Origin of the sequence: Bradyrhizobium sp. SZCCHNRI1029, from assembly GCF_032487555.1 — a bacterium.
Classification (GTDB): domain Bacteria; phylum Pseudomonadota; class Alphaproteobacteria; order Rhizobiales; family Xanthobacteraceae; genus Bradyrhizobium.
This window is the reverse complement of the sequence record NZ_JAUEUK010000008.1, coordinates 186,808-198,455: the sequence shown is the minus strand read 5'-3', so window position 1 is coordinate 198,455 and position 11,648 is coordinate 186,808. Positions and strand designations below refer to the sequence as shown.

The following is an 11,648-nucleotide window of genomic DNA, read 5'->3' as shown; positions in this document are numbered from 1 at the left end:
ATAGGCATTTTGCTACGAAGCGCTCGGCGTTGGGATAGCTGTTCTTGCCGCGGCACAATGTCGTCATGGGCTGCCAGGTCAGCCGGCCGGTGAGTTTCGAACTACACCGTCGAGGTCGCGACCGTGTGGATGCCGCATTCGGTCTTGTCGCGACCGCGCCAACGGCCGGCCCGCTCGTCCTCGCCGGAGTCGGCGCGGCTTGTGCAGGGCATGCATCCGATCGAACGGAAGCCGGCGGCGACCAGCGGATGCTGCGGCAGATTGGCAGAGCGGTAGATCGCCGCGATCTCCTCGCGGGTCACGTTGGCGAACGGATTGAATTTCACCCGCACGCCGTCCTGCTCGACGACCCGGATCGCCGCCCGCAAGCCGCCCTGGAAACGCTTGCGGCCATTGATCCAGGCGGCGAACGGCGCCAGCGCGCGTGCCAGCGGCTCGACTTTGCGGATGCGGCAGCAGGCGTCGGGATCGGAGAACCACAGATCGTTGCCGGCGTCCTCGCGCTCGAGCGTGGCGGCGTCCGGCTTCATCGAGCGCACGTCTTGCAGGCCGAGGATCTCGATGAGCCGGTCGCGATAGGCCAGCGTCTCCGCGAACATGTGCCCGGTGTCGAGGAAGATCACCGGGATCGCCGGATCGACATCGGACGTCACCTTCAGGAGCGCGGCCGACTCCGTTCCAAACGACGACACCACCGCCAGCCGCTCGCGACCGATCGCCGCGAGAGCAGCGGCAATGACCTCATGCGGCGCGGCGGTGCGCAGCGCGGCGTCGAGCGCCGCGACCGGGATCTCCGCAACGGAAGGCGATGCAGCCAGCGTGCTCACAGCCCGGCACTCTCCGAATGGCGCAGTTGCAGGCGCTGATGCAGCGCCGAGATCCGGCCGTCGCCGGTCGGCTGGTAGAACACCGAATAGCGCTTCACGGTCTCGGTGAAGGCCTCGGCATCCGCCTGCTTCTTGACCTCGAAGGCGTCGAAGCCGGCGCGCAGCATGAACACGAACTGGTCACGCAGCACCTGCCCGGTCGCGCGCAGCTCGCCGCGGAAGCCATGGCGCTCGCGCAACAGGCGCGCCTGGGTATAAGCGCGGCCGTCGCGAAAACTCGGAAACACCAGCGCGACCAGCGCGAGCCGATCGAGATACGGCACGAGATCGTCGACGTCGCGATTGTTCGGCCAGATCACGCCGAGCTTGCCGGTGGCGCGGCCGACCAGCGCGTCGGGGCCGGCGAGGAAGCGCGTCTCCGAGACGAGGATCGCGCCCTGCGCCGGCAGCTCGGCATCGTCGGTGAGGCGGACGAACGTGTCCGCGATGATGTGTCCGCCCTTAACGAGTGGCATAGACCCGCTCCCTGAATGGTTCGACCCCGAGCCGCTTCACCGTGTCGACGAACAGCTCCTCAGGGCTCGCGCGCAGCGCAAGATAGGCTTCGACGATGTCCTCGACGACATCGGCAACTTCGGCATAGGGCACCGCGGGTCCGATCAGGGTGCCGAGCACGGCGTCCTCGTCGGCGCGGCCGCCGATCGTGATCTGATAGAATTCCTCGTTGTTCTTTTCGACGCCGAGGATGCCGATGTGACCGACGTGATGGTGGCCACAGGCATTGATGCAGCCGGAGATGTTGATGTGCAGCCGGCCGATCAGGTTCGCCGTGTCGTGATTGGCGAAGCGGCGCGTGATCTCCTGCGCGATCGGGATCGAGCGCGCGTTCGCCAGTGAGCAGTAGTCCAGGCCCGGACAGGCGATGATGTCGGACACGAGGTTGACGTTGGGAATCGCGAGGCCAATGGCCTCGAGCGCCTTCCACACCGCCGGCAGGTCGCGCTTGCGGACGTGCGGCAGCGCCAGGTTCTGCTCATGCCCGACGCGGATCTCGCCGAACGAGTATTTGTCGGCGATGTCGGCCAGCGCATCCATCTGGTCGGCGGTCGCATCGCCAGGCGGCTTGCCTATGGGCTTCAGCGACACGGTCACGATGGCATAGCCCTGCACCTTGTGCGGGAAGACCGAGTTCTTGCGCCAGGCCTCGAACTTCGGATCGTGCGCCGCCTGCTTCAGCTCCTCCGGCATGTGCGGCAGCGTCTCGTAGGCCGGATAGAAGAAGCGCGAGCGGATGTCCTCGATGATCCCCTGATCGAGCTTGAGCACGCCGTCGCGGATCTGCTGCCACTCCTCCTCGACCTCGGCGGCGAACTTCTCGATGCCGAGCTCATGCACCAGGATCTTGATGCGCGCCTTGTAGATGTTGTCGCGGCGGCCGTACTGGTTGTAGACGCGCAGGATCGCCTCGACATAGCTGAGGATGTCGTGGCCGTGGACGAACGGCTTGATGGTCTTGGCGATGAACGGCGTGCGGCCGAGGCCGCCGCCGACCAGCACCTCGAAGCCGGTTTCGCCCTGCTCGTTCTTCTTGAGACGCAGGCCGATGTCATGGATCTTGATCGCGGCGCGGTCGTGGTCGGACGCCGTGATCGCGATCTTGAACTTGCGCGGCAGGAACGAGAATTCCGGGTGAAGCGTCGTGAACTGGCGCAGCAGCTCCGCCCAGATCCTGGGATCCTCGACCTCGCCCGGCGCGACGCCCGCCCACTGATCCGAGGTGACGTTGCGCATGTTGTTGCCGGAGGTCTGCATCGACTGGATGCCGACCTCGGCGAGGTCGGCCATCGCATCCGGCAGCTCGGCGAGCTTGATCCAGTTGAACTGGATGTTCTGCCGCGTCGTGAAGTGACCGTAGCCGCGGTCGTAGCGGCGCGCGACATGGGCCAGCCGGCGGAGCTGGTTCGACGCCAGCGTGCCGTAGGGGATCGCGATGCGATACATGTAGGCGTGGAGCTGCAGATAGACGCCGTTCTGCAGCCGCAGCATCTTGAACTCGTCCTCGGACAATTCGCCCGACAGGCGCCGCTTCACCTGGTCGCGGAATTCGGCGACGCGCTCGTTGACCAAGGTGCGGTCGATTTCGTCATAAGCGTACATGACAGGCCTTCAGACTTGAGCCGGGAGCGCGATGGAGGCGCCCGTGAGCCGGATGTGTTCGCGCATATTGCCGGGCTTGACCGCACCGTCGGCGCCCACCTCGACCGGCGCGATGTAGGGACCGATCGCACCGAGATCGTCGGCCACCGCTTCCGACAGCAGGGCGCGCGCCTCGTCGGCGGTGCGGACGATCGCCGCATCGGAGAGCTCATCCGACCAGCTCTTGGTGCCGGTGCGGTAGATCACCGCGCCATCCCAGGTCCGGTTCGCGGTGATGATCGAGGGACCGGTGATCTTGATCTTCTGTTGCAGCGGGGAGGTCATTCAGACGGGTTCCAGGAGTTGTGCGATCACGCCACTGATAGTCTGCTGACGCCACGGCGCGGAGTGCGCCACGACGTCACCGATGATGAGGATGGCCGGACCGCCATCGATTTGGCCGACGAGATCCGGCAACTGATCGAGCGTGCCGACCGCCGCCTGCGCATCGGGGCGCGTCACCTTCGCGAACACACCGACCGGCGTCTGCGGCGAGCGGCCCGCCGCGAGGAGCCCTGCGCGCACCGCCGGCGCCGCGGTCATGCCCATGTAGACGACGACGGTCATCTTGATGTCAGTCAGCGCCGACCAGTCGACCGCCTCGGCATCGCGCTCCTTGTGCGCGGTGAGGAAGGTGATGCGCAGCGCCTTGCTGCGGAAGGTCAGCGGCACCTCGAACTGCGCGGCGGCGCCGAGGCCGGCGGTGATGCCGGGCACGATCGTGTAGGACACGCCCGCCTTGCGCAGCGCATCGACCTCCTCGCCGCCGCGGCCGAACACGTAGGAGTCGCCGCCTTTCAGCCTGACCGCGCGCTTGCCCTCGCGCGCCGCCTCGATCAGCAGCCTGTTCACAGCATCCTGGCCAATGCCGGGCTTGCCGACGCGGCGGCCGACCGGCACGCGCGCGGCATCGCGGCGGATGCGGTCGAGAATCTCAGGCGTGACCAGCTCGTCGTAGAACACGACATCCGCGTCCTGCAGCGCGCGCAGCGCCTTGACGGTCAGAAGATCGGGATCTCCCGGACCGGCGCCGACCAAGGTCACATGGCCGTTGCTGCGGCCGGCATGATCGGCGCCCGCAAACGCCGTGGGATCGGCAATGCCATGCAGCGCCGCCTCCGCTTCCTGCTTGCGGCCCGCCAGCACCAGTGCGCCGATCGGGCCGTCGACGATGCGCTCCCAGAAGCGGCGGCGCAGCGTCATCTCGGCGATCTGCGGGTTGACGGTCTTGCGGAAGTCGCCGATGAAGCTCGCGAGCTCGCCGATCCGCGCCGGCAGCAGCGCCTCGATGCGTTCGCGCACGCGGCGTGCCACGACGGGCGAGGAGCCGCCGGTGCCGATCGCCACCACCACGTCGCCGCGATCGACGATCGCCGGAAAGATGAAGCTGGAATGCGCGAGGTCGTCCATGACGTTGACGGGCAGACCAACGCTGCGCGCCCGCGCCGACATCGCAACGCCGATGTCGCCAGCGCCCGCGCACAGCACGGCGATGACGCCAGTGAGATCGGCGCTCAGCGGGTCGCCTTCGGCGCGCTCGATCCGGCCGTGCTCATCGCGCAGACCCGCGAGATCGAAGTCGCCGTCGGGGGCGAACCAGCGGATCCGCGCGCCCGCGGACAGCAACACGCGAAGCTTGGCGCGCACGAGCTCGCCCGCGCCGATCAGCAGCACGGGGCCGGTCTTCAGATCGAGAAACACCGGCAGATATTGCATTGCGTTCTTCAGCTTCGGCACTTGGGGGTTGACTGGAATTATTTTCTATATAAGTGTCCCGCCTACGACGTAAAGAGAAAATTATTCCTTGGCTCCGCCATAGAATTTTCTCCCAGGCAGGCGATGGCTGATAGCATGCACATTCTCACAAACGACGTTTCCAGAGATCGGTTGCCCTCCTCCGAGATCGAGCAAGCATCTTCCATGCCGCGCGTCCTCAACGCCGCACCGACGATGGACCATCTCGACGAGCTGGAGGCGCAGAGCATCTACATCCTTCGCGAGGCCTTTGCACGGCTGAAGAAGCTGGCGCTGCTGTGGTCGCTGGGAAAAGATTCCAACGTGATGATCTGGCTGGCGCGCAAGGCGTTCTTCGGCCGGGTGCCGTTCCCCGCCATGCATGTCGATACGGCCAAGAAGTTTCCCGAGATGTACGCCTTCCGCGACACCTACGCGAAGGAATGGGGCCTCGATCTCAAGGTCGAGCCGTGCCCGCCGATCGATGCCGTCGATCCCACCCTGCCGCCCGCCGCACGCTCGGCTGCGCGCAAGACCGAAGGCTTGAAGATGGCGCTCGCCAAGCATGGCTTCGACGGCCTGATCGCGGGCATCCGCCGCGACGAGGAGGCGACGCGCGCCAAGGAGCGCGTGTTCTCGCCGCGCGGGGCCGAGGGCCATTGGGATGTGCGCGACCAGCCGCCGGAATTCTGGGATCACTTCAACGCCTCGCCGCCGCAGGGCGCTCACTTGCGCATCCATCCGATCCTGCATTGGACCGAGGCCGACATCTGGGCCTACACGGCGCGCGAGAACATTCCGATCATCCCGCTGTATCTGTCCAGGAACGGCAAGCGCTATCGCTCGCTCGGCGATCAGGACATCACCTTCCCGGTCGCGTCGAACGCCTCGAACATCCCCGAGATTCTCGCCGAACTCGAAAGCACCAAGGTGCCCGAGCGTGCCGGCCGCGCGCTCGACCACGAGACCGAAGACGCCTTCGAGCGGCTTCGCGTCGCCGGCTATCTGTGAGGGGGAACGAGGCGATGAACATGCGAGTCCCGTCAGCCGTCCCCGCCACGCCGAACGGCACCACCCGTCCGCAGGTCCGCATCGTGATCGTCGGCCATGTCGACCACGGCAAGTCGACCTTGGTCGGCCGTCTGCTGCATGAGACCGGCAGCCTGCCCGAGGGCAAGCTGGAGATGCTGCAGGCCGTCTCCGCCCGCCGCGGCATGCCGTTCGAGTGGTCGTTCCTGCTCGACGCGCTGCAGACCGAGCGCGACCAGGGCATCACCATCGACACCACGCAGATCCGCTTCCGCACCAATGCGCGCGAGGTCGTGCTGATCGACGCGCCCGGCCACGCCGAATTCCTGCGCAACATGATCACCGGCGCCTCGCAGGCCGATGGCGCGGTGCTGATCATCGACGCGCTCGAAGGCGTGCGCGACCAGACCCGCCGCCACGGCTATCTCCTGCATCTGCTCGGCGTGAAGCAGGTCGCGGTCGTCGTCAACAAGATGGACCGCGTCGATTTCGGCGAAGACCGCTTCGACGCGATCAAGGCCGAGATCTCGGCGCATCTCGAAGGCCTCGGCGTCAAGCCGGTCGCCGTCATCCCGATCTCCGCGCGCGACGGCGACGGCGTCGCCGAGCTGACCTCGCGGATCGGCTGGTACGACGGTCCGACCGTGGTCGAGGCGCTCGACGGGCTGGAGCCGGCCAAGCCGCTGTCGAGCCTGCCGCTGCGCCTGCCGGTGCAGGCGATCTACAAGTTCGACGACCGCCGCATCGTCGCCGGCCGCGTCGAGGCCGGCGAGTTGCGCGCCGGCGACGAGATCGTGATCATGCCCGCCGGCAAGATCGCCAAGATCAGGACCGTCGAGGGCTGGCCGCAGACCCCGGTGACCACGGCGCAGGGCGCGGGCCGCTCGGTCGGCATCACGCTCGATCGCGAGCTGTTCATCGAGCGCGGCGACGTCATCGCCCATGTCGGCCGCGAGCCGCAGGCGGCGCGCCGGCTGCATGCGCGCATCTTCTGGCTGCACGACCAGCCGCTGTCGAAAGGCGACAGCATCCTGGTCCGGCTCGGCACCCGCGAGGCGCGCGGCAGCGTCGTCGCGATCGCGAAGGCGGTCGACCCGGGCTCGCTGTCCAACGAAGAGAACGCTTCGATCGCGCGCAACCATGTCGGCGAGATCGAGATCGCACTGACCCAGCCGGTCGCCGTCGATCCCTACACCGAGAATGCGCGCACCGGCCGTCTCGTCATCGAGGTGCAGGGCCGCATCGCCGGCGGCGGGCTGGTGCTGTCGATCGCCGCTGGCAAGCGCGCCGCACCGGTCGACATCATGCCGGTAGAATCGGCGCTGCAGCCGCAGGAGCGCGCCGACCGCTATCGCCACAAGGGCGCCGTCGTGTGGATGACCGGCCTGCCCGGCGCCGGCAAGTCGACCCTGGCGCGCGCGCTGGAGCGGCGGCTGTTCAGCCGCGGCGGCGCCCCGGTGCTGCTCGACGGCGACACCGTCCGTGCCGGCCTCAACAAGGATCTCGGCTTCACGCCGGAGGACCGCGCCGAGAACATCCGTCGCCTCGCTGAGGTCGCGACCCATCTCGCCCGCAACGGCCACATCGCGATCGTCGCCGCGGTATCGCCCGCGCGCGAGGACCGCGCGGCTGCGCGCCGCGTCGCCGGCGACCTGTTCCGTGAGGTCTACGTCGCGACGGCCGCCGAGATCTGCGAGAGCCGCGACCCCAAGGGCCACTACGCCAAGGCCCGCGCCGGCAATCTGCAGAACTTCACCGGCATCGGCACCGACTACGAGCCGCCGCTCGATGCGGAGCTGGTGATCGACACCGCGACGCGCGGGATTGCGGACGCCACCGACGAGCTCGAGGCGCTGCTGTCGCGGACATCCGTGCTGTTCGACGACATCGCCGATCTCGGCGCGAATATCTGACGTCTGCTTCCAGACTTGTCATGCACTCCGTCATTCCGGGGCAAGGCCGCAGGCCTTGAACCCGGAATCTCGACATTGCCTTGCGCTCAATCCCCAATCACTTCGAGATTCCGGGTTCGATCGTCGACGCACAGCCGCTTCACGGCTGCGCATTGCCGATCGCCCCGGAATGACGGTGAAGCGCGACCCAGCTCAGCCGGACGCTACAGCGCGCCGACATAGGCGGTGAGATCGTCGAGCTCGGCCTCGGTCGGCAGTCGCGTCTCCATCTTCTTGGCATAGAACTCCCACATCAGCTTGACGGCGTCGCGCAGCGACGCCGTGCGGCCGTCGTGGAAATACGGCGCGGTCGACGCGGCCGCATGCAGGGTCGGCACCTTGAACTTGCCGCCGGTGCCGATGTCGTCTTTGCTCTTCTTGTCGAAGCTCGGCAATTGATGGCAGGTGCCGCAACCGCCGTCGCCGATATAGAGCTCATAGCCGCGCCTGACGGCCGCGCTGGCATCCTCCCTCGGCGTGCCGTCCCCCTTGACCTGCCAGTTCGCCGGATAGTTCAGCGTGCGCACATAGGCGACCAGCGCCGCCAGGGTCTCCGGCGACGGCTCCGGCCCCTTCATGCGGTTGACGATGATGCCGCGGATGCTGTCCTCCAGGGTCGGCGCCTGGCCGGCCCAGCCGAACACCGCACGCTCGCCGACGCCCCACAGCGTCGGCGTATTCCGGCCATTGGGATCGCCGTCGGCGACCACGTCGAGGCCGACATAGGTCTTGTTGTTGGTATGCCCGGTCGAGAAGTGGCAGGTCGCGCAGGACGCCTTGCCGCCGCCGGAGAGGCTCGCGTCGTTGAACAGCTCCAGCCCCTTGGCGGCGAGCTCGGCTTCGGAGAGCTGGGCCGGTGGCGCCACGGCGGCGCCGACCGTGGTGGGCTCAGCCACCGGCGCCTCGGTCACGGCAGGTGCTGACGGCGCCTTCGGCTGCTTCCTCACCGCCGCGGTGGCGTGGCGGATTCTCGGCCTGTGCTCGGACGGCGCCGCGTGCGCCGATTTCGGCTTCAACGCTGAAGCCAGCATTTGCAGCAAGGTCGGCTTTTGCGGAGCTGCCGCGAGATAGGGCGCTACAGATTTGTCCGCCGCAAGCGCGGGCAGGGCGAGCAGGCCAAGACACAAGACGACTGACCGCAGCCCCGTGAACGACATCGCCCGTCTCCCCCGACATCCCCTTGATGCAAATCGTTATCGATAGCTTTTACGTCCGAAGTGGGACTGTGCGGGGGCAATGAATCGGCGCAGGCGGGATTGAGCGGCGTCAGTGCGCCGGCCTGACCGCCATCGGCGGACGCGATGCCGGCGTGCGTCGAGAACAGCCGGCGCGGCGAATGTGAGAACCTGCCGCCTCCATCGACGACGGCGCGTCGGCGCGTCAGGCGCTGCGCGCATCCTGGCCGGAGAACTACGGAGGAGTGCGCCGGCTCGTGCCTGGACAGCAGTTTGCCCACGGCGCGGCCGCCGCATCGGCAAGCAGAAATTAGCACTTGATCCGCACAGTTCACGCCACCCGCAGCAACGCGGTCGAGGCGCATGATGGAGCATCTGGCGGCCTATTGGTCGACGGCCGAACTGGAGACGAACGGGATTCTGCTGCTGCACCTGATGGGTGCGGCGGCCGTCGGCCTGCTGCTGGGCTACGAGCGCACCTATCACGGACGCGCGGCCGGCATGCGGACCTACGCCCTGGTTTGCGTCGCATCGACCTTGCTGACGGCGATCAACGGCTTTCCCGGCAGCTGGTATGGCGGCATGGCGGTGTCGCCGACCGTCTCCGATCCGACGCGCGTGATCCAGGGCCTGATGACCGGCATCGGCTTCCTCGGCGCCGGCGTCATCATCAAGGACGGCTTCACCATCCGCGGCGTTTCGACGGCCGCCTCGATCTGGATGACGTCGGCGATCGGCATCATCATCGGCATCGGCTTCTACGGCACCGCGCTGTGCGCCACGGCATTGTCGCTGGCCGCGATGACCCTGCTCGGCCAAGTCGAGAAATGGCTGCCGCATCAGACCACGCTGTCGCTGTCGGTCGTCTACCGCCACGGCCTGCAGCCGAGCGAGGCCGAACTGCGCGAATGCATGCGGGCCTATGGCTTCGACGTGCTGGACTGGTGCTACGAATACAGCGAGGCGAAGCGGCAATTCCATTTCGAGCTGGTGCTGCAGGCCGACGGCCGGTTCGAGACCGCCCAGATGGCGCGCGACCTGTCGGGCGCAGAGGACGTCGTCGAATTCCGCCTGGCGCCGTCAAGGGCCTGAGGGGAGCGCGTAGCCGGGATGAGCTCGGCGACATCCAGGACCGGTCGTGCCGTATCGCAAGAGCTTACCCAGCTCCGCTTCATGGATCATCCCTCGTATGGGACCACCAACTCGATGTCGCCGGGCGAGACGTCATAGAGCCCGACATGATCTCCATCAGAAAAGAACTCTACCAGGTATGCCGGCGGCTTGGAGCGATGATCAATCACGATAGTCCCTTGGGCGCCGATCGGAAGAGGTATGGTTGGCACCAACCTCCGAAGACGAACGACGTCGTACTCCCTGAGCAATCGCTTCCTCCGCCGGACGGCCGCAAAGCAAGCTCGGAAAGTGCGCAACACGTGTAGCTCCGGATCAGCAGCAACGAGGTCGGAGATGGGCTCACGCGGACTGCGTTCGCGGCACCGGCGTCCGTTCGTAGAGATCGGCCACGCGGCACGTCAGACCGAAATCACGTAGCGACAGCTTGGTCGCGCCGCCCTGCAGCAGGGGCGGCGTCCACATGCCCTCGACCTTGAGATCCAGCGCGACCTCCATCCGGTGCTGCGCGATGACGAGCACGGCCTGACAATGGGGATGCGTGCGATACAGCTCGCGCTTGACCTCGATCCAGCGCCGGTCAGTGCCGGGCACGATTACCTCGTCAGTGTCGGAGACGATCTCGGCCAGCAGATAGGCATTGTCGACGAAACGCTGCCCGGCGCCGTAGTTCGCATCGATCACGCCAACATCAGGCTCCGGCCTGAAATCGTCGGCGCCGAGATCGAGCCCCGGCCGCTGCGCTGCCAGCCACGCCGGCGCGTGCCGCGCCAGCGCGTCGTTCAGCAGCCGTTCGAGATTGCTGGCGATCTGGTTGTGGGCAATGGTCGGCGGCGTCATCATCATAGGGACCCCACCGACCAGTTCCCAGCGCTCATGATCCGGGCGCCGCGCCTGAAAGCTGCGGAATTCCGAGGTCGACATCCGGCCCGAACCGCGATCATGAACCGCAATCTGCATCAAGGAGATCCTATGGTTCTACGGATGGTAACATACTCGCCCTGCTGAGAGGAGTCGGGAGCCGTCAAGCCAGAATGCGAGAGGCAGCATCTGCCCCCTATTCCCCCAAGCTTCTCCGGTCGCCTCAACCCGCCGCTCCGAAAACCCGAATTCTCTCGCCCCATCAACCTGATTTGGCCTGTCCAGTCCTCAGCCCGAAAATATTCTTCTTTCTTTTTTTCAGAAATCCTGCTTATCTCCCCGCGTCCCGTCCCACACGAGGGGCGTTTCGCGACCGTCACGGACGTCGGGTGCGGGATGCGGTGGGCGCTTTGGGCTGCGGCGTGAGCAATCATGTCGACGGACAGTCCCGAAGCGCACGGCCAAGCCGTGGGGTCCTGGCATCCCGATGCCGATGCCACGCTTGCGACAGCGCCAACGCGCTGCGCGGGCAACGGTGACCAGAAAGCCCGGCGCACCGGGGAGACCACGGAGCAACCGTAGAGCCATCGCGCAGGGAAGGCCGGATGTCCGGCTCGTACCTGTGGTGACTGCCGCCTGCATTTTTTTCTGCAGGCGGGCCATGGGTGCAGCCTGCACCCGGCCTTCCCTGCGCCTCTCGTGATCGAGGGGCGGCAAGTTTGCAAAGCTCGGACGCGATCATG

General features: G+C 66.8%; 11 protein-coding genes. 3 read left to right on the top strand and 8 right to left on the bottom strand.

The window, feature by feature from the left end:
* Positions 1-101: 101 nt before the first annotated feature.
* Genes QW861_RS23070 through cysG form a run of 5 tightly spaced genes read right to left on the bottom strand, consistent with a single transcriptional unit; the run spans position 102 to position 4,739 of the window.
* On the bottom strand, positions 102-827 hold the full coding sequence (locus QW861_RS23070; protein WP_316172646.1) for a phosphoadenylyl-sulfate reductase: 726 nt from the start codon (positions 825-827) through the stop codon (positions 102-104).
* Positions 824-1,342, bottom strand: coding sequence for a DUF934 domain-containing protein (locus tag QW861_RS23065; RefSeq protein ID WP_315826005.1), 519 nt, complete (start codon positions 1,340-1,342; stop codon positions 824-826). The genes QW861_RS23070 and QW861_RS23065 overlap by 4 nt, the downstream gene beginning before the upstream one ends.
* Positions 1,329-2,984, bottom strand: a complete 1,656-nt coding sequence (locus QW861_RS23060) for a nitrite/sulfite reductase (protein ID WP_316193515.1) — start codon at positions 2,982-2,984, stop codon at positions 1,329-1,331. The genes QW861_RS23065 and QW861_RS23060 overlap by 14 nt, the downstream gene beginning before the upstream one ends.
* Before the next feature lie 9 nt (positions 2,985-2,993).
* Entirely contained in the window at positions 2,994-3,308 is a 315-nt protein-coding gene (locus QW861_RS23055) for a DUF2849 domain-containing protein (RefSeq protein WP_315713857.1), read from the bottom strand.
* Positions 3,309-4,739: a siroheme synthase CysG gene (gene cysG / locus QW861_RS23050; protein WP_316193514.1), complete on the bottom strand. Its 1,431-nt coding sequence runs from the start codon at positions 4,737-4,739 to the stop codon at positions 3,309-3,311. It abuts the gene before it with no gap.
* Positions 4,740-4,943: 204 nt separating this feature from the next.
* Here cysG and cysD point away from each other — a divergent pair, with 204 nt between their 5' ends.
* Both cysD and cysC read left to right on the top strand, forming a co-directional pair.
* Positions 4,944-5,768: a sulfate adenylyltransferase subunit CysD gene (gene cysD, locus QW861_RS23045; RefSeq protein ID WP_315826002.1), complete on the top strand. Its 825-nt coding sequence runs from the start codon at positions 4,944-4,946 to the stop codon at positions 5,766-5,768.
* A gap of 14 nt (positions 5,769-5,782) precedes the next feature.
* Positions 5,783-7,699 (top strand): adenylyl-sulfate kinase, encoded by a 1,917-nt coding sequence (gene cysC, locus QW861_RS23040; protein WP_316169494.1) that lies wholly within the window; start codon positions 5,783-5,785, stop codon positions 7,697-7,699.
* Between the two features lie 203 nt (positions 7,700-7,902).
* On the opposite strand, the gene QW861_RS23035 is transcribed toward cysC, so the two are convergent.
* Entirely contained in the window at positions 7,903-8,895 is a 993-nt protein-coding gene (locus QW861_RS23035; RefSeq protein WP_316193513.1) for a cytochrome-c peroxidase, read from the bottom strand.
* A gap of 381 nt (positions 8,896-9,276) precedes the next feature.
* Here QW861_RS23035 and QW861_RS23030 point away from each other — a divergent pair, with 381 nt between their 5' ends.
* Complete coding sequence (locus QW861_RS23030) at positions 9,277-10,005, top strand: MgtC/SapB family protein (protein ID WP_316193512.1); 729 nt, start codon at positions 9,277-9,279, stop codon at positions 10,003-10,005.
* An 86-nt stretch (positions 10,006-10,091) separates the two neighbouring features.
* On the opposite strand, the gene QW861_RS34050 is transcribed toward QW861_RS23030, so the two are convergent.
* Positions 10,092-10,346 carry a DUF4926 domain-containing protein gene (locus QW861_RS34050; RefSeq protein WP_410052332.1) on the bottom strand — a complete coding sequence of 85 codons (255 nt, stop codon included), beginning with the start codon at positions 10,344-10,346 and terminating at the stop codon, positions 10,092-10,094.
* A 40-nt stretch (positions 10,347-10,386) separates the two neighbouring features.
* Positions 10,387-11,004 carry a Uma2 family endonuclease gene (locus QW861_RS23025; RefSeq protein ID WP_316193511.1) on the bottom strand — a complete coding sequence of 206 codons (618 nt, stop codon included), beginning with the start codon at positions 11,002-11,004 and terminating at the stop codon, positions 10,387-10,389.
* Positions 11,005-11,648 lie beyond the last annotated feature (644 nt).